Here is a 20,976-nt window from a genome sequence, read left to right as displayed (position 1 = left end):
CAACCTGAGCTTGATCTCCCGGCCCCCTCCCCTTGGAGCCCGGTCCGCAGCACACTTGACCAAGAACCATTGCCGCCGGAGGGGGACATGACATGCGGGACAGCCACCGGGCGGATGCCGAGCGGCTGTTGGCCCGGGCCGTGGAGGAAGAGGTACGGCGTTCGGGCGGCCGTACCGACGGTCAGGTGCTGTTGTCGCGGGCGCGCGCGGAACTGGACGCCATGGCGCAGAAGGCCGCGGAGGAGTACGAGGCCTACACGCGTGCGCTGGACGAGGCCGAGGCCGGGCAGATCGGGTTCGGGAAGCGGTATGCGCGTGAGGGCGGCGGTACGCCGCTGATGGTGGCCGGGGTCGCCGCGGTCGCCGCCGCGGTGGCCGACCTGGCGCTCGGCACGGACGCGGGGACGGCGGTGGGCGCGGGTGTGGCCGTGGGTGTCGTCGGCGCGGCGGCCACCGTCGTGAAGGTCGCCGGGTCGCATCTGCCTGCCGCGCATCGTCGCGCGGGTGAGGTCGGCCAGCCGGGCGGGCCCGAGCAGCTGCGGCTGCAGTGGCTGACGGCGCTGGAGGTGCGCGGTATCCGTCCGTGGCTCGATCAGCAGCGGGTGATCACCGCGTCCACGGGACCGAAGAAGAAGGGGCCGCAGCTGCGCGGCACGGACAAGAGCGCGGCGGCACGCGGGCGCAGTGTGCTGGAGCAGTCCTTCGGGCAACTGCCGGAGCCGGACGGTCCGTTCGCGGGCCGGCGGGCGGAGATGGCGCGGATCCGGCAGTGGGTGCAGGCGGCCCGCGCGAGTACCCAGACCCGGCCGACGGTGGTCGTGCTGCACGGGGCGCCCGGCAGCGGCCGTAGCGCACTCGCGATCCGTGCGGCGCACGACCTGAAGGACCAGTTCCGCGGGGCGTGCGTGGTGGATCTGCGGGGCGACAGCCCGGAGGAGTCGCCGCTGTCCACGCGGGACGCCCTGCTGCATCTGCTGAATCGTCTCGGCGCGCCGCGCGAGCAGCTGCTGTTCCGCGAGCGCTCCTCCCCCGACCAGCACCTGAAGCGGCTGACCGAGCTGTACCACCAGCATCTGACGGGCCTGCCCGTCACCGTCGTACTCGATGACGCCTCCGACCCCGAGCAGGTCCGCACGCTGGTCCCGGAGCGCTCCGACAGCCTGGTCCTGGTCACCGCCCGCACGTCCCTCGACCTGCCCGCGGACCTGCCGGCCTGGGTGCATCAGCTGCCGGTCCAGGCGCTGGACGCGGCGGGCGCGGAGGAGTTGCTGGGCGCGACGGCGCAGGACGCCTCGGGTCCGTACGACGCCGAATCCGCCGACCAGGTCCGGGAGTTGTGCGGCGGGCTGCCGCTCGCGCTGCGGATCGCGGGCTCCTCGCTCGGCCCGCGCTCACCGCGCCGGCTGGCGGCGGACCTGGGGGCGTACGGCCCGGTGGAACCGGTCGAGCGCGTGCTGTGGCTGCGCTACACCGACCAGCCCGAGATGGCGCGCAGGCTTCTGCGCCGGCTGGCGCTGGCGGGCCGTGCCTCGCTGGGCGCGGCGGCGGCAGCGGCACTGCTGGCCACGGACGAGGCGGAGGCGACCCGGCACCTGGTCACCCTCTCCGACGCGGGCCTCATCGACCATGTACGCGGCAACCGCTACCGCCTGCACGACCTGGTCCGCGCCTTCGCCCAGGCCCGGCTCCTCGACGAGGAGGAACCCGCCGAGCGTACGGCGGCGCAGGAACGGCTGATCGTCAACTACGCCGACCTCGCCGACTCGGTACTGCGCCTGGTCGACGGCAACATGTCGACCCGCTCGGACCGCTTCAGCCCGCACGGTTTCACCTCCCTCGACGACGCGCTGCGCTGGCTGGACGACGAGTCGAGCTTCATCACGGCGGCGCTGCGGCACGCGGAAGGCGTCAACCAGGCGGCGGTGCTCAATCTGCTGGGCGCGCTGTGCGACTACTGCCTGCTGCGCGGTGACCTCTACCGCCTGGGCGAGATCAGCGAGCTGGCGCAGGCCGTCGACCAGGGCCTGCTGGTCCGCTCGGTGCAGTGGCGTACGGGCATCGCGGCCCGTCAGCTGGGCGAGCTGGACAAGGCGCGCACCACCCTCGCCTCGGTGGTCGACCTGTACATGGAGGCGCATCACGACGCGGGCGCGGCCCGCGCGCTCTGCTCGCTCGGCATCACGCTCCACCATCAGGGCAACCTGATCGAGGCCGCGGCGAAACTCCAGGAGGCCCTGGATCTCCAGGCGTCTGTCGAGCTGGCGACGGACCGGGCCTGGACGATGCACGCGCTGGCGGCGGTGGAACGGGACCGGGCACATCTGTCCCAGGCCCTGGAGCTGCTGAACGAGTCCCTCGTCCTGCACCGCGCGGGCGAGTCCGTGCACGGCGAGGCGTGGGCCCACTTCCAGCTCGGCCAGCTGGCGCTGCGCATGGGCGACGTACCGCGCGCGGAGTCGGAACTCTCCACGGCCCTCGATCTCTACGGCCGCACCCGCGACGCCCGCGGCGAGGCCTGGGCCCTGACCCAGCTGGCCCGCGCCCGTCTCGTCGCCGGCGACCCGTCGCAGGCGGTGGACCGGCTCCGCCAGGCGGCGGCCCGGCACCGCGACAACGAGGACGCCCGGGGCGAGGCCTGGTCGGTGTACTACCTCGGCCAGGCCCTGGAGGAGACCGGCAACCTGGACATCGCGGTCCGCGAACTGGAGCGCTCCCGGACGATGTTCTCCCGGATGCGGGACGTGTACGGGCTCGCCTGCGCCCGGCACCACTCGGCGCGGGCCACCCGGGATCAGCGGGCCGCGCAGACGGGGTCGCTCAGGAACTCGGGGTTCGCCCGTCAGCTGCTGGTGGACGCCCGCGCCGACTTCCAGCGCATCGGGGTGGCACACGGGGAGGCGTGGACCTGCCTGGAGCTGGCGGTGGTGGACGCGGGCAACACCCGTGCCCAGCAGGCGCTGGCGTTGTGCGACGAGGCGGTCGGGCTGTTCACGTCGTACGGCGACCGCCGCGGCGAGGACTGGGCCCGCTTCCTGCGCTGCACGCTCCTGCCGTACGCCGCCCCGGGCGGGGTGGAGGTCGGGACGGCTGTGGCTCAGCAGGAGCTGGCACAACTGTCCCACTCGGGCCACCCGGCCCGGGACGAGAAACTGGACGACTATGTGGAGGCGTACGGGCTGTTGCTGGAGCGGGGCGTGAACCTCGAAGCCGGGTGGCAGGCCTGGCGGCTGGGGATGGTGCCGGGGAGGCATGCGCGGGAGGTGATGGGGGTGGCTGTGGCAGCGGCGGGACGGGGGTGAGGAGCTCTCCGCGCCCCAAAGGGGCGCGGGGAACTGCGCGACCAGCCACGACGGACCGGCAGACGATCGACGGCCCATCTCGGCACTCCGCGGAGCGCCACGTCAGCCTTGCTGCCTGGCCTTGGGGTCGGCCGAGGAGGTCTCCGGCGTCCCCGCCTCCTCGGACTCCTTGAAGTCGACCCTGCCCATGTGGCGGTTCATCGACTTCATCAGACCCCACACGGCCAGAGCCATCACCGCGAAGACGATGAACCCGAGGACGCCGGGGGTCACCTTGTCCTCGTCCACCTCCTTCGCGAGGGTGGCGAGCTGTGTCATTGCCAGGCTTGCGCTTGCGCTCATGTCAGGCATTGTCGCGGATGCCCGCGAAGAGGTCGTCCTCGGGGAGGGAGGTATCGACGAGGGACTTCGCGAGCTCGTACTCCTCCGTCGGCCAGACCTCCTTCTGGAGCTCCAGCGGCACCTTGAACCAGCCGCCGTCGGGGTCGATCTGCGTGGCGTGGGCGATCAGGGCCTTGTCGCGGATCTCGTAGAAGTCACCGCACGGGACATGCGTGGTGAGCGTGCGCTGCTTCATGCCGAACTCGTCCCAGCGCTTGAGCCAGTCGCCGTAGGGCGACTCCATGCCGCGGTCGAGCATGGCCTGGTGCAGCGCCTCGGTGCGGGGGCGGTTGAAGCCCTGGTTGTAGTAGAGCTTCTGCGGCTGGTACGCCGGGCCGAACTCCTGCTCCGGGTACTTCTCGGCGTCCCCCGCGCCCTCGAACGCCACCATCGAGATCTTGTGGGTCATGATGTGGTCGGGGTGCGGATAGCCGCCGTTCTCGTCGTACGTCGTGATGACCTGCGGACGGAACGAGCGGATCTGCTTCACCAGCTCACCGGCTGCCTTGTCGACGTCCTCCAGGGCGAAACAGCCCTCGGGAAGGGGCGGCAGCGGGTCGCCCTCGGGCAGGCCGGAGTCGACGAAGCCGAGCCATTCCTGCTTCACGCCGAGGATCTCCCGGGCCTCGTCCATCTCCTTCTTGCGTACCTCGTGGATGTGCTCCTCGATGTACTTGTCCCCCTGGAGCTTCGGATTGAGGATGGAGCCGCGCTCCCCGCCCGTGCAGGTCACCACCAGCACGTCCACCCCCTCGGACACGTACTTCGCCATCGTGGCCGCACCCTTGCTCGACTCGTCGTCGGGGTGGGCGTGGACGGCCATCAGTCGCAGCTGGTCAGTCAAGACTCAATCCTCGTCAAGTCGGCGCCCGGTGTGGGAGGGCGCGATCGGCGGCTTCTATAGTGACCGACGCGGGGGGCGAAAAATTCCGGCGCTCCGGTCCCGGAGCCCCTCGCGGGACTTTTGTCCCGTCCCCTGCCGAGAGGACGATCATGAGTACGGCGAGCACGCGGCTGCCCGAGGGCCGTTACGGCCGCTCCTCGGACGAGCGTGCCGACGGCAGGCTCAGGGTCGCCGCCATCGTGCTCGGGGTGGTGCTGGTCGCCCTGATCGGGTATTTCGCCTATTACTACATCGGCCAGAACAAGATCAGTGCTGAAGTGATCGAGTTCGAGCAGTCGAAGAACTCGGTGCAGGTTCATCTGGAGGTCCGTAAGGACGCCGATGCCAACGGCTACTGCACGGTGCGCTCCCAGGCGGAGAACGGCGCCGAGGTCGGCCGGGCGGACTTCCACTTCGACGGGGACGCCACACGCATCGACAAGGTCGTCACGCTCCGTACCACCTCGCCGGGCACCACGGCTGAGCTGCTGGGCTGCCACGCCGACTGAGGTCAGCCGGAATACGTAGCGGCTGACCTGCGTTGACGTGATTCTGATGGCTTATGTCCTCCCCCTTCCGCCGCTGAATTGTTAGGCTCGTGGTTTCGCCCATCCGTGAAGGAACATTCTTCTGGGTAGGGCGATGCTTTGTATCCCAGTACCGACGAGGAGCACCTGTGACCCAGACCAGCGAGAACGTCACCTGGCTGACCCAGGAGGCGTACAACCAGCTCAAGGCAGAGCTGGAGTACCTGTCTGGTCCTGCGCGCACGGAGATCGCCGCCAAGATCGCCGCCGCGCGCGAGGAGGGCGACCTGCGTGAGAACGGCGGGTACCACGCGGCCAAGGAGGAGCAGGGCAAGCAGGAGCTCCGTGTGCGCCAGCTGACCCAGCTCCTGGAGAACGCCAAGGTCGGCGAGGCACCGACCTCGGCGGACGGTGCGGTGGCGCCCGGCATGGTCGTCACGATCGCCTTCGACGGCGACGAAGACGACACGACGACCTTCCTGCTTGCCTCGCGCGAGTACGCCAGTTCCGACATCGAGACGTACTCCCCGCAGTCCCCGCTGGGTTCCGGCGTGATCGGCCACAAGGTCGGCGAAGATGCGGAGTACGAGCTGCCGAACGGCAAGAAGGCCTCCGTGACGATCCTCAAGGCCGAGCCGTACAGCGGCTGACCCGGCCGGATCGCCCCCTTCAGGACCGGATTTTCGACGAGCCCCCGGCTGCCCTGCGGCGCCGGGGGCCTTGTCGTCAGGCCGTGGCCGAGCGGTACTTGCGCACCGCCAGCGTCCGGAAGACGACGATGATCAGGACCGAGTAGATCAGCGACGCCCACACCGGGTGCTGCATGGGCCAGGCGTCCGAGGTGGAGACCCCGGGGTTGCCGAAGAGTTCTCGGCAGGCCTGGACCGTGGCGCTGAAGGGGTTCCAGTCGGCCACGTGCTGCAGCCAGGGCGTCAGCCTGCTGGAGTCCACGAACGCGTTCGAGATGAACGTGACCGGGAAGAGCCAGATCAGTCCGCCGGAGGTGGCCGCCTCGGGCGTGCTCACGGAGAGGCCGATCAGGGCGCCGATCCAGGTGAACGCGTAGCCGAGCAGGAGCAGCAGCCCGAAGGCCCCGAGCACCTCGCCGATGTTGGTGTGCGTGCGCCAGCCGACCAGCAGGGCGACGATCGCGAGCACGAGCAGCGTGAGCGCCGTCTGCACCAGGTCGGCGAAGGTCCGCCCGGTCAGCACCGCGCCCCGCGCCATGGGCAGGGAGCGGAAGCGGTCGATGAGCCCCTTGTGCATGTCGTCGGCGATGCCCGCCCCCGCGCCCGCGGTGGCGAACGTGACGGTCTGGGCGAAGATGCCGGCCATCAGGAACTCGCGGTAGACACCGGGGTCCGTGGTGCCGCCGATGTTCATGGAGCCGCCGAACACATAGCTGAACATGACCACGAACATGATCGGCTGGATGAGCCCGAAGATCACCATCTCGGGGATCCGGGACATCCGGATCAGATTGCGTTTGCCGACGACCAGCGAGTCCCGGATGGACTGGCCGATGGGGTGGATGGGCGCCGCGACGGGCGCGGCGTCGGTGACGGCGCTCACTTGGCTGTCTCCTTCTTGTGCCGGCGGTCCTTGGGGTCGGCCGCCGTGCCGTCTTCTTCGTCCTTGACCTCTGCCACATGGCCGGTGAGGGACAGGAACACGTCGTCGAGGGTGGGCCGGCGCAGGCCGATGTCGTCGATCTCGATACCGCGGACGTCCAGTTCGCGGATGATCTCGGCAAGGAGCTTGGCGCCGCCGGTGACGGGCACGGTGAGCTGGCGGGTGTGCTCCTCGACGGTGGTCTCGCCCTTGCCGAAGCCGGTGAGCACCTCGACGGCGGTCGCGATGTCGTCGCGCTCGTGCACCACGACCTCGACGCGCTCGCCGCCGGTGCGGGCCTTGAGCTGGTCGGAGGTGCCGCGGGCGATGACATGGCCGTGGTCGACCACCGCGATCTCGTGCGCGAGGTGGTCGGCCTCCTCCAGATACTGGGTGGTCAGCAGCAGCGTCGTACCGCCGGAGACGAGCTGTTTGATGACCTCCCACAGCTGCTGGCGGTTGCGCGGGTCGAGGCCGGTCGTCGGCTCGTCCATGAACATCACGGGCGGCGAGACGACCAGGGCGGCCGCGAGGTCGAGCCGGCGGCGCATGCCTCCGGAGTAGGTCTTCGCGGTCCGGTCGGCGGCGTCCGCGAGATTGAACTGCTCGAGCAGCTCGGCGGCCCGGACCTTCGCGGCCTTGGCCTTCATCTGGTAGAGCTGGCCGACCATCTGCAGGTTCTCGCGGCCGGTCAGGTATTCGTCGACCGCCGCGAACTGGCCGGACAGGCCGATCGAGCGGCGCACGGCGTCGGGGTGCTTGAGCACGTCGATGCCCGCGACGACCGCCGAACCGCTGTCGGGGCGCAGCAGGGTCGTCAGACAGCGGACGGTCGTCGTCTTGCCCGCGCCGTTCGGCCCGAGCAGGCCCAGCACCGTGCCCTCGGGGACATCGAGGTCGACGCCGTCCAGTGCCCTTACATCACCGAAGGTCTTCACCAGGCCTTCGGCATAGATGGCGCCTGGCATGTGAGTTCTCCACGTCGTTGGGGACAGGTCAGGAAATCGTCAGTTCACGTTCTTCGGGAGGACGGGGTCTGCGCCTTCTGTTGCGCCTGTTGGATGACTGACAGACGCCCGGCGAGTGACCCGAGACACACCATAACGCGATGTATCGCGTCTCTCAAGAGGATTGGCTCGGACGAGTGAGCGAACGCTCCGACCTCAGTCGATGACCGTGTAGCCCGCCTCGCGGAGGGCCTGGCCGACCTCGGCGCAGTGCGCCGTGCCCTTCGTCTCCAGATGCAGTTCGACCTCCGCCTCCGTGAGCCCGAGCCGTGGATCGGTCCGTGCGTGGCTCACATCGAGGACGTTAGCGTCCACCACTGACAACACCCCCAGAAGCGTTGCCAGCGCCCCAGGCCGGTCCGTCAACCGCAGCCGTACGGCCAGGTAGCGGCCCTGCGCCGCCATGCCGTGCCGCAGCACGCGCTGCAGCAGCAGCGGGTCCACATTGCCCCCGGACAGCACCGCCACGACCGGGCCCTCGAAGGTCCCGGGATCGCTCAGCAGCGCCGCGACCGGGCTGGCCCCGGCCGGCTCGACGACCAGCTTGGCCCGCTCCAGGCACAGCAGCAGCGCGGTGGCGAGTTCATCCTCGGTGACCGTGCGGACTTCGTCCACCAGATTTCCGATGATCCCGAACGGCACGTCGCCGGGCCGCCCGACCTTGATGCCGTCGGCCATCGTCGCCGGGTTCTCCAACGCCACCGGCCGCCCCGCCGCCAGCGAGGGCGGGTACGCCGCCGCGCCCGCCGCCTGCACGCCCACGATCCGCACGTCGGGACGCAGCGCCTTCACCGCGACCGCGATACCGGCCGCGAGCCCGCCGCCGCCGATACCGACGACGATCGTGCGCACCTCGGGGCACTGCTCCAGGATCTCCAGCCCGACCGTGCCCTGGCCCGCGATGATGTCCGGGTGGTCGAAGGGGTGGATGAACACCGCGCCCGTCTCGGCCGCGTGCCGCTGCGCGGCGGCCAGCGTCTCGTCGACCACCTCACCGTGCAGCCGCACCTCGGCGCCGTACTCCCGGGTGGCGCTGATCTTCGGCAGCGGGGCGCCCTTCGGCATGAACACCGTCGATCTCACCCCGAGCAGCGAGGACGCCAGCGCGACCCCCTGTGCGTGATTGCCCGCGCTCGCGGCGACGACCCCTGCGGCGCGCTCCTCCGGCAGCAGCCCGGCGATACGGACGTACGCGCCGCGCAGCTTGAACGACCCGGTGCGCTGGAGGTTCTCGCACTTGAAGTGCACCGGAGCGCCGACCAGCTGGGTCAGATGCCTGCTGCCCTCCATCGCGGTCACCCGCGCCACACCCGTGAGCATCTTCTGGGCGCCGCGTACGTCGTCGAGGGTGACGGGCCGCAAGGAGTCAGCCGTGCTGTAGCTCATGACTCCAGCATCGCAGTTCACAGCCGTCGGACACCGCTGTGACCAACCTCCGAGACCGGTTTGCGCAGCGCCGGTACGACCTGCCTCTGGGCCGCGTACCCTGTCCCCCAACCCAGCACCCCCTTCATGAAGTGAGCCCCCGGCCATGCCCACAACACCTGAAATGTCGATGGACATGACGACCGTCGGTGACCGCGGTCTCCTGGACGCGCTGCAGCACGAGGTGGCGGTGTTCGCCCGCCGTGCCGAACAGACCCGGCTCGGCGGCGTCGGGCAGGTGCGCAACTCGATGGACCGCGCCGCATACCTGCTGCTCAACCGCCTCGACAAGGAAGGCCCGATGGGCGTCAAGGCACTCGCCGCGAGCATGGGGATCGACTCGTCCACGGTCACCCGGCAGGTGGCCCCGCTCGTCGACACCGGGCTGGTCAAGCGCACCTCGCATCCCGAGGACGGGCGAGCCGTGGTGCTCCAGCTCTCCCCGCGCGGGCTGTCGCGGCTGGAGGAAGTGCGCTCGTCACGGCGTCAGTTGATGGCCGAACTGACACACGACTGGGCGCCGGAGGAGCGGGAGGCGTTCTGCACGCTCCTCACCCGCTTCAACACCGCGCTCTCCGAGCGGATGGCCGCCCACGGCCTGCCGGGCGCGGAGCCCCCGACGGAATCCTGAGCCGCGTACGCGGCTCCCGCCGCACCACGTCCACGCGCGTGCCGCCTGAGTCTTGACCGTGGGGCCACCCCTGGCCTCATATGAGACCGGGGCCAGTCGTCGTACCCGGCTTCGTCCGCCGTACGCGGCCCGGACCCCGTCATTCCTCAGGGGCGGGAGGCGTGGTGCGCAGTCGGCAGGCGTTCCAGGGCGCCCGCCGGGCCCGGGAGTTCGAGGCGTTCGTGGCGGGCGCGGCAGGGCGGCTGCTGCATGCCGCCACACTCCTCACGGCGGAGACCCCGGGCGACAACCCACGCGCGCGACGCCTGCTCACCCTGGCCCTCGCCCACACCTACGCCTCCTGGGACCGGCTGCGCGGCGAGGACCCGTACGACCGCACCCGCCAGTACCTCGCCACCCGTTTCGCCCGCGCGGCCTGGCACCAGTACGGCGGACTCGGCCGCGCCCGCCCGCACCCCGGCAGCCCGCTGGCCCGGCTCTCGCCGCAGGAGCGGTTGATCCTGGTGCTGAGGCTGTACGAGGGGGTCGCCGAGGAGCAGACGGCGGCCCTGCTCGGCCTGTCCGTCGAGCGGGTCCGCGCGATCTGCAACCGCGCGACGACGACGCTGCTGCACCCGCCGCGGGGACCGGCACCGGCCGTGGTGGAAGCGGGGGTGGCTCCGTCATGAACCGGCCCGATCGTGAAGCCCTCGTACGGCAGCTCCTGGAGCAGACCCCGCCACCCGTGCCGCCCGACCTCCATGCGGACGCGGTGCGCCGCGGCGGCCGCATGCTGCGCCGCAGGACAGCGGCCCGCCGGATGCTGTGGCTGCTGCTGTTCGCGGCGTCGGTGGCCTTCCTGGTGTGGGCCCTGACCGCCCGCCCGTGGGTGGAGCCGCCGTCGGAGACGACTCCACCGCTCACGGGCTGGTGACCTGACCTATCGGCCCAGCGCCTGCTGGAGGTCCTCCAGGAGGTCGTCGACGTTCTCGATGCCCACGGAGAGGCGTACGAGATCGGCGGGCACCTCCAGGGCCGAGCCGGCGGCGGACGCGTGCGTCATCCGGCCCGGGTGCTCGATCAGCGACTCGACGCCGCCCAGCGACTCGCCAAGCGTGAACACCTTCGCGCGGTTGCAGACCTCTACGGCCGCCTCCTCGCCGCCCTCGACCTGGAAGGAGACCATGCCGCCGAACGCCCGCATCTGCTTGGCGGCGACCTCGTGACCGGGGTGGTCCTCCAGGCCCGGGTAGAGGACGCGCGTCACGCGCGCGTGCCGGGTCAGCATCTCGGCGACCTTGGTGGCGTTCTCGCTGTGCCGGTCCATGCGCACCGGCAGCGTCTTCGCGCCGCGCAGCACCAGCCACGAGTCGAAGGGCCCGGCGACCGCGCCCATCGCGTTCTGGTGGAACGCCAGCTCGTCGCCCAGGTCGGTGTCGCCGACGATCAGCGCACCCCCGACGACGTCCGAGTGACCGCCCATGTACTTGGTCAGCGAGTGCACGACGACGTCGGCGCCGAGCGACAGCGGCTGCTGCAGATAGGGCGTGGCGAAGGTGTTGTCCACGACGAGCCGAGCGCCCGCGTCATGGGCGATCTGGGCGACGGCGGCGATGTCGGTGATGCCGAGCAGCGGGTTGGAGGGGGTCTCCACCCACACGGCCTTGGTCTTCGGGGTGATCGCGGCTCGTACGGCGGCCGGGTCGCTGGTGTCGGCGACCGACCACTCCACGCCCCATCGGGAGACGACCTTGGCGAAGAGGCGGAACGTGCCGCCGTACGCGTCGTTGGGGATGACCACGTGATCGCCGGGGCTGAGCAGCGTACGCAACAGGCAGTCCTCGGCCGCCAGTCCGGACGCGAACGCGAGGCCTCGGCGTCCGCCCTCCAGGGCGGCGAGGTTCTCCTCCAGGGCGGTCCTGGTCGGGTTTGCGCTGCGGCTGTACTCGTAGCCACCGCGCAGGCCGCCCACGCCGTCCTGCTTGTAGGTCGAGACCTGGTAGATCGGCGGGACGACCGCGCCGGTGAGGGGATCGGCGGTGTTGCCCGCGTGGATCGCGAGGGTCTCGAAGTGCTGACTGATGTGCCTGTCGCTCATGGGAACCGAGCCTAAGCGCTCCGCTGGAAGGCCGTATGAAATCTGCGGGCCGGATGTGGCTGGTCGCGCAGTTCCCCGCGCCCCTGTCGGGGCGCGAAGGACCGCGTTGGCCAATTGTCGGCGGCGTCTGGAACGCTGGAGGCATGGAGATTATCTGGGTCCTGATGGCGCTGGTGCTGCTCGGCTTCGTACTGCTGCCCTTCCTGCGGCGCAGGCGCGGTGTGATCGAGCAGGTCGCGCCGGGCCACCCGGACGCCGCGGACCCCGCGAACTACGGGTTCGTACTGCAGGAGGAGCTGGACATCCGCATGCCCGGCCCCGACCAGGACCTGGTGGACGTCCTGGACGTGGTGCAGCACACGCAGGACTACCGGGCGGCGTCGCAACTCCTCGCGGGCACGGAGGCCGAGGGTGAGCGGCGCTGGCAGCGTGTGCAGGCCTTCGCGGGCGCCGCGTCGCTGGAGCTCACCCAGCGGCCGGGCGGGGTCGGCGAGACGCCGGGCGGGCAGTGGCTGCGGGTGTGGCGGACCGAGTCACCCAAGGACGCGGGCGGCGCGGCGGTGCACGCGGAGTTCCTGGTGCAGCAGGCGTGGCGGACGTCGACGCCCGGCACGGACGAGTTCCGGATCATCATGGAGGAGGCGAAGGCGGCGTGCGGCGATGCCGCGCTGCTGGCTCCCGGTGACCCGATCCCGTACATCGTCGAGCTGTCGGTGGCCCGTGGACTGGCCTACCCCCGGGCGGAGTTCGAGCAGCTCTGGCTGAAGATCCTGGACCGCGCGCCGGCCCACATGGGGGCGCATATCGCCGCCCTGCACTACTGGTGCGAGAAGTGGCACGGCTCGCGCGAGCTGGCGATGTCCTTCGCGGAGGCGGCAGCGGCCCGGGCGCCGCGGGGATCTCTCCTCGCCGCGATGCCGCTCTTCGCGGTCTTCGAGCACCTGCCCGAGGTGAACCTGGTCAGCGGCTTCTACCAGAGCGAGGTCGTGACGAAGGCGGTCCACGGCGCCCTCTTCGCCGTCCACGCGGCCCGCCCCGACGACCCGATGCTGGCCCACGTCCGCCACCTTCTGGTCTTCTTCCTGGTCCGCTCCGAGCGCTGGGCCGAGGCCATGAACCAGCTGATACACGTCGACGGCCATGTGGGCGCCCTGCCCTGGACGCTGTCCACCGACCCGGCGGCCGAGTTCGCGGTGTACCGCGCGCTGGCGGTGGCGGGCTACGAGGCGAACGGCGGCAGCCCGGCGACGCTGCCGCACTGACGGAATTCCCGGGACGTTGCCGGATCGGGGTCGCCGGCCCTTGTGGTGCCCTTGCCCGTCTTGCCCGTCTCAGCCGCCGCCCTCCGCCGGGCCGTCTCGCGCGGTCAGCCCTCCGCGCGGGCGGGCAGCCGCCATCCCGGGCGCGGGAAGTGGCAGGTGTAGCCGTCCGGGTAGCGCTCCAGGTAGTCCTGGTGCTCGGGCTCGGCCTCCCAGAAGGGGCCGACCGGCTCCACCTCGGTGACGACCTTGCCCGGCCACAGTCCGGAGGCGTCCACGTCCGCGATCGTGCCCTCGGCGATCCGCTTCTGCTCGTCGTCCACGTAGTAGATCGCCGAGCGGTAGCTGAGGCCGATGTCGTTGCCCTGGCGGTTCTTGGTGCTCGGGTCGTGGATCTGGAAGAAGAACTCCAGGATCGCGCGGAAGTCGGTCTTCTCGGGGTCGAAAAGGATCTCAATGGCCTCCGCGTGCGTGCCATGGTTGCGGTACGTCGCGTTCGGCACGTCACCCCCGGTGTATCCGACCCGGGTCGCCGTCACGCCCGGGAGCCGGCGGATCAGGTCCTGCATCCCCCAGAAGCATCCGCCCGCCAGCACGGCCCTCTGCGTCTGCGAAGCCATTGCGACCTCCAATATCTGTCAGCTCGGTCACTCGGGCGGCTGCTCGGCTCGCACACCACCGGCATCCCCTGCCCACCCGCCTCAACGCGCGAGAGTTCCCAGCGATTCCGTACCCGTCCGACCGGCCGGGGCCATATCCGACGGGAGAGGACCTCACGGCGCACCTGCGCACGTGACCGAGCGCACTGGCAGAACCCCACCCGGATCTCATCGTGGGGATCGATGCGCTCATGAAAAACCCCATCCCCCCGGCGATTCCGTCCGAGCCGCAGCGGACGCCGAGGCTCCGGCCTACGATCGCTCGCATGCTGCTTCGCCGGATGGTGCGGATGGTGATGGTGCTCGCCGTGGCGCTTGTGACGGCGGTCCAGGGGGGTACGGGGATGGCGCAGGCCGAAGCCGACCGGCCGGTGTCCGACCGGCAGTTGCTGTTCTACAACCACGCCTACGGTGTGCTCGACCGGGAGACCGCCGACGCCGTCGAGCACTCGGCCTATCTTCGGGACTTCGCCAACTTCCAGGTCCGTACGACGACCGGTGCCGGTGGAGTGACCTGGACCGGTCGCTACCTGATGGGGCGCGAGACCTACCTTGAACTGTTCGGGGTGGGCGATCTGCCCGGCCAGGACGGCAACTTCGGCTCCGCCGGGATGGGTGTGTCGACCGAGCGGGCCGGGGATCTGGCGACGGTGACCGAGCGGCTGCGGGAGCAGGGCGTCGCCGAGCCGGTCGAGTTCCGGCAGACGCGTGACTTCGGGGACGGCGTACCGGTGCCGTGGTTCGACGCCCTCTTCACGACGACCGAGTACGACGCCTTCGGCGCCTGGGGGATGGAGTATCTGCCGGAGTACTTCGCCGACCCGCGCAGCAACACCGAGCCGGCCGCCCACCCCGGTGACGTCGGCCGTGAGCGCTATCTGTCCGACGGCTACCGCGACCGTCTGATGCGTGATGTGACCTCGGTCCGGCTCGCGGTCACCGCACGCGATCTCGCCGCCACGGTGCCGCTGCTGCGGGCCGGCGGGTTCGTGGTCGGGCCGGTGGCGGGCGGCGGTGTCCTGGCGAAGGGCGGCGGGACCACGATCCGGATCGACGCCGCCCCGCGCGACCACGTGGGACTGCGGCAGGTCGAGATGTCGCTCAACCGGCCCGTGGGACACCGGCACGAAGAACGCATCGGGCGGTCGACGCTCGCCGTCGGCCCGGGCGCCCGCGCCGTGTGGACCTTCGGCGACGCCGAATAGCGACACCGGGAGTGCGCTGTGCGCCTCAACCCCCGCTCCCGTACGGCCGCGTGATGATCTCCAGGTTGTGGCCGTTCGGGTCGTCGAAGTAGGTGCCGCGGCCACCGTCGTTGTGGTTGATCTCGCCGGGGCGGGTGTGGTGCGGGTCCGCCCAGTGGGTCAGGCCGGCGTTCTGGATGCGGGCGAAGATCGTGTCGAAGTCGTCCTCGGAGACCAGGAACGCGTAGTGCTGCGGCGTGATCTCGCCGGATGTGTCCATGTAGTCGAGCGTCACGCCGTTGGGGATCTCGACGGGGATGAACGGGCCGTACGGCGGGCCGACTTCCAGTCCCAGGATGTCGGCGAGGAACCGGGCCGATGCCTTCTTGTCGTGTGCGGCGACGATGGTGTGGTTCAGCTCGACAGTCATCGTGTGGGCCTCCTCACGCAACCTCACCCATCAACTTACTCCGAGGTCGCGTGCGGTGAGGCTGAGTGCGTCGAGGGCCCAGGAGCAGTGCGGCTCCGGGGCCCTCATCCGTCGGACGGACGTCAGATCGTCGCCGTGTCGATCACGAACCGGTACCGGACGTCGCTCGCCAGCACCCGCTCGTACGCGTCGTTGATCTGGTCCGCGTCAATCAGCTCGATCTCGGCGCCGAAGCCGTGCTCGGCGCAGAAGTCCAGCATTTCCTGGGTCTCGGCGATGCCACCGATCATGGAGCCGGCGAGGGTCTTGCCGCCGCCGATCACCGAGAAGAGGTTGAGCGAGACGGGCTCCTCGGGCGCGCCGACGTTCACGAAGGCGCCTTCGGACTTCAGGAGGGACAGGTACGCGTCCAGGTTCAGCGGGGCCGAGACCGTCGACAGGATGACGTCGAAGGTGCCCTTCAGCTCCTCGAATGTCTTCGGGTCACTGGTGGCGTAGTAGTGGTCGGCGCCCAGCTTCAGGCCGTCCTCCTGCTTGCGCAGCGACTGGGACAGTACGGTCACCTCGGCGCCGAGCGCGTGGGCGATCTTCACGCCCATGTGGCCGAGACCGCCGAAGCCGACGACGGCGACCTTCTTGCCGGGGCCGACGTTCCAGCGCTTGAGCGGGGAGTAGGTGGTGATGCCGGCGCACAGCAGCGGCGCGGCCTCGTCGAGCTTCAGCCCGTCGGGGATGCGGACGACGAAGTTCTCGTCGACGACGACCTGCTCCGAGTAGCCGCCGTAGGTGGGCTCGCCGTCCTTGCCGACGGCGTTGTACGTGCCGACGTGGCCACCGGTGCAGTACTGCTCCAGGCCGGCCTTGCAGTTGTCGCACTCGCGGCAGGAGTCGACCATGCAGCCGACGCCGACACGGTCCCCGACGGCGAACTGGGTGACACCGGGGCCGACCTCGGAGACGATGCCGGCGATCTCGTGGCCGGGCACCATCGGGAAGATGGCCTCGCCCCAGCCCTCGCGGGCCTGGTGGATGTCCGAGTGGCAGATTCCGGCGAACTTGATGTCGATCAGCACATCGAATTCGCGGACCGCGCGCCGCTCGATCGTCGTGCGCTCGAGCGGAGCCTTGGCGGCGGGTGCGGCGTATGCAGCAACAGTGGTCATGCCGGGGTTCTCCTAGCGGGGTATGTGCGCCCGGCTGCCTTCTGACCGGGCACGACGTCCAGCGTGCGGAACGCGGCGACATTCACCCAGGCCACAGTTCTGTGTACGTTCACTGTTCCTACTACTGCTGGAGTCAGGCTCCGGTGCGTACGACCGTGAATACTTGAGGCATGGACGAACAGCCCGAACCCGTGCACGAGACCGGCGGGTCCCTGGACCGGCGTGCCGAGCTCAGTGAGTTCCTACGCACCCGGCGTGCCCGGCTGAAGCCGGAGGACGTCGGGCTGCCGGACTTCGGGCGGCACCGCCGGGTGCCGGGGCTGCGCCGCGAGGAGCTGGCACAGCTGGCCGGGGTGTCCGTGGCGTACTACACGCGCCTGGAGCAGGGCAACGGGCGGAACGTGTCGGCGGAGGTGCTGGACGCGATCGCGCGGGCGCTGCGGCTGAGCGACGCCGAGCATGCGCATCTGACCCACCTGGCGAAGCCCAAGCAGCACAAGAAGAAGCAGGCCACGCGGACGGAGCAGGTACGGCCCGCGCTGGCGCAGCTGCTGGACTCGATCGACGGGGTGCCCGCGTACACCTCGGGCCGGCGTTCGGACATCCTCGCCTGGAACCGGATGGCGGCGGCGGTCTTCGGCAACTGGGCGGAGCTGCCGGTGCAGGAGCGGAACTGGGCACGGCTGGTGTTCCTGCGGCCGGAGTACCGCGATCTGTTCGTGGAGTGGGACCAGAAGGCGTCCGACGTGGTCGCCTATCTGCGCATGGACGCGGGCTGTCACCCGGACGACCCGCGGCTGTCCGCGCTGGTCGGCGAACTCTCTGTCAAGAGCGAGGAGTTCCGGCGGCTGTGGGCCACCCATGACGTCAAGGAGAAGGGCTACGGCGTCAAGCGCCTGCGGCATCCCCTGGTCGGCGAGCTGACCTTGAACTTCGAGTCGTTCCGCCTCTCCGACGGCACGGAACAGACCCTGAACACGTACCACGCGGAGCCGGGGTCACCGTCGGCGGAGGCGCTGCGGCTGCTGGCCAGCTGGGGAGCCGACGCGACGAAGGCGGGTACGGGCCGGTCGGCGACCGGCTGACCGCTCACCCCTGATACGGCGGCGCCGCCCCCCAGGTCCACCTCGGCACCGGCTGTTCCGCGGGCGGCTTCGCGTCCGGGCCGGAGAAGTACACGGCCAGCCGCGTCCCCCACTCCACATACGCCAGGAACGCCGAGCGGAACTCGGCGTCCGTCGGCAGGCCCGCCTCGTCCGCGGCGTCCTGGATGAGGTTCACCCAGCGGCGGCGCTGCGGCTCGGTGATGTTCCGGCCGAAGTGCTTGGCGACCATGTGGCCGTGGCCGCCCTGGGTCTCGGAGTAGGCGGGCGGGCCGCCGAAGACCTCGCCGAGCCAGCGGGCGACGTGCTCGGCGTGCTCGGGCACGAGACCGGCGAAGACCGGGGCGAGGAGGTCGTCCTTGAGGACCTTGTCGTAGAAGACCTCGGTCAGCCGGGCGAAGGCCTCCGTGCCGCCCGCCCAGGCGTACAGGGTGGGGACGGACGCGCCCGTGCCGCGTACCGTCGTCGGCTTGTAGTGGCGCATCTCCTCGATGCTGCCGATGTACGGGCGGATCTCGGCGAGGAAGTCGGCGAACAGCTCCGACTTCCGGAAGCCTTCCAGGTGGTCCTCGGTCGAGGTCCAGGTGATGCGCAGGATGAAGTGCTCGAAATCCTCCTCACAGCGCGCGAGTTCGTAGTAGACGCACTGCGGGGCCGCCGCCAGCTGGGCCGCGGCTCGGGTGTAGGCGGCGAGGAACTCCGCCGACTGCTGCTCGGGGATGCGGTACCGGATGTATTCGACGCTGTGCGCGGTCATAGGACCCACACAAGCACGGCGGTACGCCGGAAGCTGCTCCTCCGGCGGGGCGTCCGCTCAGCGCTCAGCGAAAGTTGGTTCCCGGGTCACATACAGCCTTCTCATGCATCTCTTATGCCGGGCTTATTCCTTCATCACGGTGCGTACCTAGCTTGCGGCACATGTTCTTCACCTACCTGAGACGCGAGCTGCGCAGCCGCAGAAAGGCGGCCCTCGTCGTCGCCTCCGGCCTTGCGCTGGGCATCGCGCTGGTCATCGTGGTCAACTCCGTGTCGTCCGGCATGGGGAAGGCGCAGGACAAGGTCCTCGAGTCGCTGTACGGGCTCGGCACGGACATGACCGTCACCAAGGCGGCCCCGGCATCATCGGATGGTTCAGGGCAGCGTCCTCGCTTCCGGTTCGACGCGCAGAACGGCGAGGAGGAGCAGAGCAGCGACCGGGTCATGGTGCAGGGCTTCGAGACCCTGGCCGACTCCACCATCGCCGAGGTCGGCGACCAGGACGGCGTCTCCGACGCGGTCGGCGGCCTCAGCCTCCAGGTCATCAAGGTGAACGGCAACTTCACCCCCGGCCAGTTCCAGCAGGACGGTGGCGGTGGTGGCGGCGGTGGTGGCAGTGGCGGCGGCAGCCAGCCGCAGGGCGGCGAAGTGCGGGGCGGCGGCGCCGACTTCGACGTCGACAGCTACTCGGTCTACGGCACGGACGTCACCGAGCCGGCGCTCGGTCCGCTGACCTCCTCGAAGATCACCAGCGGTCGTACGTTCACGTCGTCGGAGACCAACGCCAAGGTCGTCATCGCCGACTCCGCCTACGCCAAGGAGAAGTCGCTGAAGGCCGGCTCCACGGTCACCATCAAGGGCACCAAGTTCGAGGTCATCGGCATCGCCACGGCCGACAGCGGCGACTCGGCGGCGAACCTCTACATCCCGCTGAAGCAGGCACAGACCCTCAGCGACTCCAAGAACAAGGTCACCACGATCTACGTCCAGGCCACCGACTCCCAGCAGATCGACTCCGTCAAGTCCGAGATCCAGAAGAACATTTCCGGTACGACGGTGACGACCTCCGCCGATCTCGCGGACACCGTCTCCGGTTCCCTCTCCACCGCGTCCGACCTCGCGGCCGGCGTCGGCAAGTGGCTGTCGATCGCGGTGCTGGTGGCGGCGTTCCTGGTCGCCGGGCTGCTCACGTCGTCGGCCGTGTCCCGGCGCGTGCGGGAGTTCGGCACGCTCAAGGCGCTGGGGTGGAAGTCGGGGCGGGTGACCCGGCAGGTCGTCGGAGAGGCGATGGTCAACGGGCTGCTGGGCGGTGCGCTGGGGATCGCGCTGGGCTTGGCGGGAGCGTATGTGGTGACGGCCATCAGCCCCACGTTGCAGGCGCAGTTGGGCGGCGGTGGATTGGGGGGCGGTCCGGAGCGGCAGGCATCGTCCACGACACTCGACGTCGCGCTGACCGCGCCCGTCAGTCTTACGACCGTTGCCCTCGCGGTTGCCCTTGCGGTGACGGGCGGTCTGATCGCGGGAGCATTCGGCGGCTGGCGAGCGTCACGGCTCCGCCCGGCGGACGCACTGCGCCGCGTCGAGTAGCTGACGCCGGCTGTGGCTGGGCCGGGGGTGGGTCGCGCAGCCCGGCGCTGACGGGGTGCCGCCTGCGCCCACCCGTGCCGCCCCAGGCGGCACGACTGCCCGCAGCTGCGCAGGCCCGCTTCGGCGGCCAACGGGACTGCAACCCCCTAGGGGCGCGGGGAACTGCGCGACCAGCCCTCACTCACCCGCAGCCGAACACAACCCGAACCACCCCCGAACCCAACCCAGGAGCAACCCACATGTACGAACTCAGAAACGTCACCAAGCGCTACACCCGAGGCAAGGAATCCATCAACGCCCTCGACGCCGTAGACCTCACCATCCCCGACGGCGACCGCCTCGTCATCCAGGGCCCCACCGGCGGCGGCAAGTCCACCCTCCTCCAGATGCTCGGCGCCCTCGACCGGCCCACCGCAGGTGAAGTCGTGCTCGACGGCACCGACTTGGCCAAACTCCCCGAAACCCGCCTCACAAAGGTCCGGAGCGAAAACATCGGCTTCGTCTTCCAGGCGTTCAACCTGATCTCCACCCTCACCGCACAGGAGAACGTCGAGACCGCCCTCGTCCCCCTCGGCGTGAAGGCGACCGAGCGGCGCGACCGAGCGGCGGACGCACTGAACTCCGTCGGCCTCGGCGAACGCCGCACGCATCTGCCCGGCGAGATGTCCGGCGGCCAGCAGCAGCGCGTGGCGATCGCCCGGGCGCTGGTGAAGCAACCGAAGGTGCTGCTCGCCGACGAACCCACCGGCAACCTCGACGAGTCGATGCGCGACGAGATCATGGACGTACTCGAATCCATGTGGAAGGAGTTCGGGCTCACCTTCATCATGGTCACCCACGACTCCGCGATCGCGAAGAAGGCCCCACGCCTGGCCACCATCGAGAAGGGCCGCATCACGGTCAAGGAGAACGCGGTCCAGGGCACCGACGACTGTGCGTGACCGCCGTTTCCCGGAGGGCGGGACCCGGCGGTCCACTCACGGCGTCACCGCCC

The 20,976-nt window shown here is 70.2% G+C and carries 21 protein-coding genes; 11 read left to right on the top strand and 10 right to left on the bottom strand.

Annotated elements, in window-relative coordinates; translation table 11 throughout:
• Positions 1 to 92: 92 nt before the first annotated feature.
• Positions 93 to 3,299 (top strand): tetratricopeptide repeat protein, encoded by a 3,207-nt coding sequence (locus tag QQY66_RS31180; protein ID WP_301983604.1) that lies wholly within the window; start codon positions 93 to 95, stop codon positions 3,297 to 3,299.
• Between the two features lie 102 nt (positions 3,300 to 3,401).
• Here the strand turns inward: QQY66_RS31180 and QQY66_RS31175 are convergent, their stop codons facing one another.
• Positions 3,402 to 3,650: a hypothetical protein gene (locus tag QQY66_RS31175; protein WP_301983602.1), complete on the bottom strand. Its 249-nt coding sequence runs from the start codon at positions 3,648 to 3,650 to the stop codon at positions 3,402 to 3,404.
• Positions 3,643 to 4,503: a mycothiol conjugate amidase Mca gene (gene mca, locus QQY66_RS31170; RefSeq protein WP_301987559.1), complete on the bottom strand. Its 861-nt coding sequence runs from the start codon at positions 4,501 to 4,503 to the stop codon at positions 3,643 to 3,645. The genes QQY66_RS31175 and mca overlap by 8 nt, the downstream gene beginning before the upstream one ends.
• Before the next feature lie 170 nt (positions 4,504 to 4,673).
• Between mca and QQY66_RS31165 the strand changes: the two genes are divergently transcribed.
• Together QQY66_RS31165 and greA are read left to right on the top strand one after the other, a co-directional pair.
• Complete coding sequence (locus QQY66_RS31165; protein WP_301983600.1) at positions 4,674 to 5,072, top strand: DUF4307 domain-containing protein; 399 nt, start codon at positions 4,674 to 4,676, stop codon at positions 5,070 to 5,072.
• Between the two features lie 167 nt (positions 5,073 to 5,239).
• The gene (greA, locus tag QQY66_RS31160; protein WP_210577039.1) at positions 5,240 to 5,740 is read left to right on the top strand and encodes a transcription elongation factor GreA; all 501 of its coding nucleotides are present in this window, start codon (positions 5,240 to 5,242) and stop codon (positions 5,738 to 5,740) included.
• A gap of 76 nt (positions 5,741 to 5,816) precedes the next feature.
• On the opposite strand, the gene QQY66_RS31155 is transcribed toward greA, so the two are convergent.
• From QQY66_RS31155 to ilvA, 3 genes are all read right to left on the bottom strand, one after another.
• Positions 5,817 to 6,662, bottom strand: coding sequence for an ABC transporter permease (locus tag QQY66_RS31155; RefSeq protein ID WP_301983599.1), 846 nt, complete (start codon positions 6,660 to 6,662; stop codon positions 5,817 to 5,819).
• Positions 6,659 to 7,669 (bottom strand): ATP-binding cassette domain-containing protein, encoded by a 1,011-nt coding sequence (locus tag QQY66_RS31150; protein ID WP_301983597.1) that lies wholly within the window; start codon positions 7,667 to 7,669, stop codon positions 6,659 to 6,661. Before QQY66_RS31150 ends, QQY66_RS31155 begins: the two co-directional genes overlap by 4 nt.
• A 195-nt stretch (positions 7,670 to 7,864) precedes the next feature.
• On the bottom strand, positions 7,865 to 9,094 hold the full coding sequence (gene ilvA / locus QQY66_RS31145; RefSeq protein ID WP_301983596.1) for a threonine ammonia-lyase: 1,230 nt from the start codon (positions 9,092 to 9,094) through the stop codon (positions 7,865 to 7,867).
• A 163-nt stretch (positions 9,095 to 9,257) separates the two neighbouring features.
• On the opposite strand from ilvA, the gene QQY66_RS31140 reads away from it, so the two are divergent.
• The 3 genes from QQY66_RS31140 to QQY66_RS31130 all read left to right on the top strand — a co-directional run bounded on the left by QQY66_RS31140 (position 9,258) and on the right by QQY66_RS31130 (position 10,677).
• Positions 9,258 to 9,764: a MarR family winged helix-turn-helix transcriptional regulator gene (locus QQY66_RS31140; protein ID WP_301983595.1), complete on the top strand. Its 507-nt coding sequence runs from the start codon at positions 9,258 to 9,260 to the stop codon at positions 9,762 to 9,764.
• A gap of 164 nt (positions 9,765 to 9,928) precedes the next feature.
• Positions 9,929 to 10,432, top strand: coding sequence for a sigma factor-like helix-turn-helix DNA-binding protein (locus QQY66_RS31135; RefSeq protein WP_301983593.1), 504 nt, complete (start codon positions 9,929 to 9,931; stop codon positions 10,430 to 10,432).
• On the top strand, positions 10,429 to 10,677 hold the full coding sequence (locus QQY66_RS31130) for a hypothetical protein (protein ID WP_301983592.1): 249 nt from the start codon (positions 10,429 to 10,431) through the stop codon (positions 10,675 to 10,677). Before QQY66_RS31135 ends, QQY66_RS31130 begins: the two co-directional genes overlap by 4 nt.
• A 6-nt stretch (positions 10,678 to 10,683) precedes the next feature.
• Here QQY66_RS31130 and QQY66_RS31125 read toward each other — a convergent pair whose 3' ends face one another.
• Positions 10,684 to 11,841 (bottom strand): cystathionine gamma-synthase, encoded by a 1,158-nt coding sequence (locus QQY66_RS31125; RefSeq protein ID WP_301983591.1) that lies wholly within the window; start codon positions 11,839 to 11,841, stop codon positions 10,684 to 10,686.
• A gap of 143 nt (positions 11,842 to 11,984) precedes the next feature.
• On the opposite strand from QQY66_RS31125, the gene QQY66_RS31120 reads away from it, so the two are divergent.
• Positions 11,985 to 13,103 (top strand): hypothetical protein, encoded by a 1,119-nt coding sequence (locus QQY66_RS31120; protein WP_301983589.1) that lies wholly within the window; start codon positions 11,985 to 11,987, stop codon positions 13,101 to 13,103.
• A gap of 104 nt (positions 13,104 to 13,207) precedes the next feature.
• On the opposite strand, the gene msrA is transcribed toward QQY66_RS31120, so the two are convergent.
• Positions 13,208 to 13,720, bottom strand: a complete 513-nt coding sequence (gene msrA, locus QQY66_RS31115; RefSeq protein ID WP_301983588.1) for a peptide-methionine (S)-S-oxide reductase MsrA — start codon at positions 13,718 to 13,720, stop codon at positions 13,208 to 13,210.
• A 329-nt stretch (positions 13,721 to 14,049) separates the two neighbouring features.
• Here msrA and QQY66_RS31110 point away from each other — a divergent pair, with 329 nt between their 5' ends.
• Entirely contained in the window at positions 14,050 to 14,964 is a 915-nt protein-coding gene (locus QQY66_RS31110) for a DUF5829 family protein (protein WP_301987558.1), read from the top strand.
• 25 nt (positions 14,965 to 14,989) lie between these two features.
• On the opposite strand, the gene QQY66_RS31105 is transcribed toward QQY66_RS31110, so the two are convergent.
• Both QQY66_RS31105 and QQY66_RS31100 read right to left on the bottom strand, forming a co-directional pair.
• The gene (locus QQY66_RS31105) at positions 14,990 to 15,373 is read right to left on the bottom strand and encodes a VOC family protein (RefSeq protein ID WP_301983587.1); all 384 of its coding nucleotides are present in this window, start codon (positions 15,371 to 15,373) and stop codon (positions 14,990 to 14,992) included.
• Positions 15,374 to 15,495: 122 nt separating this feature from the next.
• Positions 15,496 to 16,536, bottom strand: a complete 1,041-nt coding sequence (locus QQY66_RS31100; RefSeq protein ID WP_301983586.1) for an NAD(P)-dependent alcohol dehydrogenase — start codon at positions 16,534 to 16,536, stop codon at positions 15,496 to 15,498.
• A gap of 170 nt (positions 16,537 to 16,706) precedes the next feature.
• Here QQY66_RS31100 and QQY66_RS31095 point away from each other — a divergent pair, with 170 nt between their 5' ends.
• Positions 16,707 to 17,621, top strand: a complete 915-nt coding sequence (locus tag QQY66_RS31095) for a helix-turn-helix domain-containing protein (protein ID WP_301983585.1) — start codon at positions 16,707 to 16,709, stop codon at positions 17,619 to 17,621.
• Positions 17,622 to 17,625: 4 nt separating this feature from the next.
• On the opposite strand, the gene QQY66_RS31090 is transcribed toward QQY66_RS31095, so the two are convergent.
• On the bottom strand, positions 17,626 to 18,396 hold the full coding sequence (locus tag QQY66_RS31090; protein WP_301983584.1) for a group II truncated hemoglobin: 771 nt from the start codon (positions 18,394 to 18,396) through the stop codon (positions 17,626 to 17,628).
• Positions 18,397 to 18,557: 161 nt separating this feature from the next.
• Here QQY66_RS31090 and QQY66_RS31085 point away from each other — a divergent pair, with 161 nt between their 5' ends.
• Positions 18,558 to 19,982: an ABC transporter permease gene (locus QQY66_RS31085; protein WP_301983583.1), complete on the top strand. Its 1,425-nt coding sequence runs from the start codon at positions 18,558 to 18,560 to the stop codon at positions 19,980 to 19,982.
• Between the two features lie 239 nt (positions 19,983 to 20,221).
• Positions 20,222 to 20,923: an ABC transporter ATP-binding protein gene (locus QQY66_RS31080; RefSeq protein WP_301983582.1), complete on the top strand. Its 702-nt coding sequence runs from the start codon at positions 20,222 to 20,224 to the stop codon at positions 20,921 to 20,923.
• Positions 20,924 to 20,976 lie beyond the last annotated feature (53 nt).

Origin of the sequence: Streptomyces sp. DG2A-72 (assembly GCF_030499575.1) — a bacterium.
In the GTDB taxonomy this organism is placed as follows: domain Bacteria; phylum Actinomycetota; class Actinomycetes; order Streptomycetales; family Streptomycetaceae; genus Streptomyces.
The sequence above is the reverse complement of the archived record's forward strand: the minus strand, read 5'-3'. Positions and strand labels throughout refer to the sequence as shown.

What these genes read in the sequence shown, in the direction of transcription:
- QQY66_RS31105 (WP_301983587.1), bottom strand. Translation starts at nt 15,373, where the DNA reads ATGACTGTCGAGCTGAACCACACCATCGTCGCCGCACACGACAAGAAG.
- QQY66_RS31130 (WP_301983592.1), top strand. Translation starts at nt 10,429, where the DNA reads ATGAACCGGCCCGATCGTGAAGCCCTCGTACGGCAGCTCCTGGAGCAG.
- QQY66_RS31080 (WP_301983582.1), top strand. Translation starts at nt 20,222, where the DNA reads ATGTACGAACTCAGAAACGTCACCAAGCGCTACACCCGAGGCAAGGAA.
- QQY66_RS31125 (WP_301983591.1), bottom strand. Translation starts at nt 11,841, where the DNA reads ATGAGCGACAGGCACATCAGTCAGCACTTCGAGACCCTCGCGATCCAC.
- QQY66_RS31165 (WP_301983600.1), top strand. Translation starts at nt 4,674, where the DNA reads ATGAGTACGGCGAGCACGCGGCTGCCCGAGGGCCGTTACGGCCGCTCC.
- QQY66_RS31110 (WP_301987558.1), top strand. Translation starts at nt 14,050, where the DNA reads ATGGTGATGGTGCTCGCCGTGGCGCTTGTGACGGCGGTCCAGGGGGGT.
- QQY66_RS31180 (WP_301983604.1), top strand. Translation starts at nt 93, where the DNA reads ATGCGGGACAGCCACCGGGCGGATGCCGAGCGGCTGTTGGCCCGGGCC.
- ilvA (WP_301983596.1), bottom strand. Translation starts at nt 9,094, where the DNA reads ATGAGCTACAGCACGGCTGACTCCTTGCGGCCCGTCACCCTCGACGAC.
- QQY66_RS31085 (WP_301983583.1), top strand. Translation starts at nt 18,558, where the DNA reads ATGTTCTTCACCTACCTGAGACGCGAGCTGCGCAGCCGCAGAAAGGCG.
- QQY66_RS31150 (WP_301983597.1), bottom strand. Translation starts at nt 7,669, where the DNA reads ATGCCAGGCGCCATCTATGCCGAAGGCCTGGTGAAGACCTTCGGTGAT.
- mca (WP_301987559.1), bottom strand. Translation starts at nt 4,503, where the DNA reads ATGGCCGTCCACGCCCACCCCGACGACGAGTCGAGCAAGGGTGCGGCC.
- QQY66_RS31175 (WP_301983602.1), bottom strand. Translation starts at nt 3,650, where the DNA reads ATGCCTGACATGAGCGCAAGCGCAAGCCTGGCAATGACACAGCTCGCC.
- QQY66_RS31100 (WP_301983586.1), bottom strand. Translation starts at nt 16,536, where the DNA reads ATGACCACTGTTGCTGCATACGCCGCACCCGCCGCCAAGGCTCCGCTC.
- QQY66_RS31140 (WP_301983595.1), top strand. Translation starts at nt 9,258, where the DNA reads ATGTCGATGGACATGACGACCGTCGGTGACCGCGGTCTCCTGGACGCG.
- QQY66_RS31120 (WP_301983589.1), top strand. Translation starts at nt 11,985, where the DNA reads ATGGAGATTATCTGGGTCCTGATGGCGCTGGTGCTGCTCGGCTTCGTA.
- msrA (WP_301983588.1), bottom strand. Translation starts at nt 13,720, where the DNA reads ATGGCTTCGCAGACGCAGAGGGCCGTGCTGGCGGGCGGATGCTTCTGG.
- QQY66_RS31095 (WP_301983585.1), top strand. Translation starts at nt 16,707, where the DNA reads ATGGACGAACAGCCCGAACCCGTGCACGAGACCGGCGGGTCCCTGGAC.
- QQY66_RS31090 (WP_301983584.1), bottom strand. Translation starts at nt 18,396, where the DNA reads ATGACCGCGCACAGCGTCGAATACATCCGGTACCGCATCCCCGAGCAG.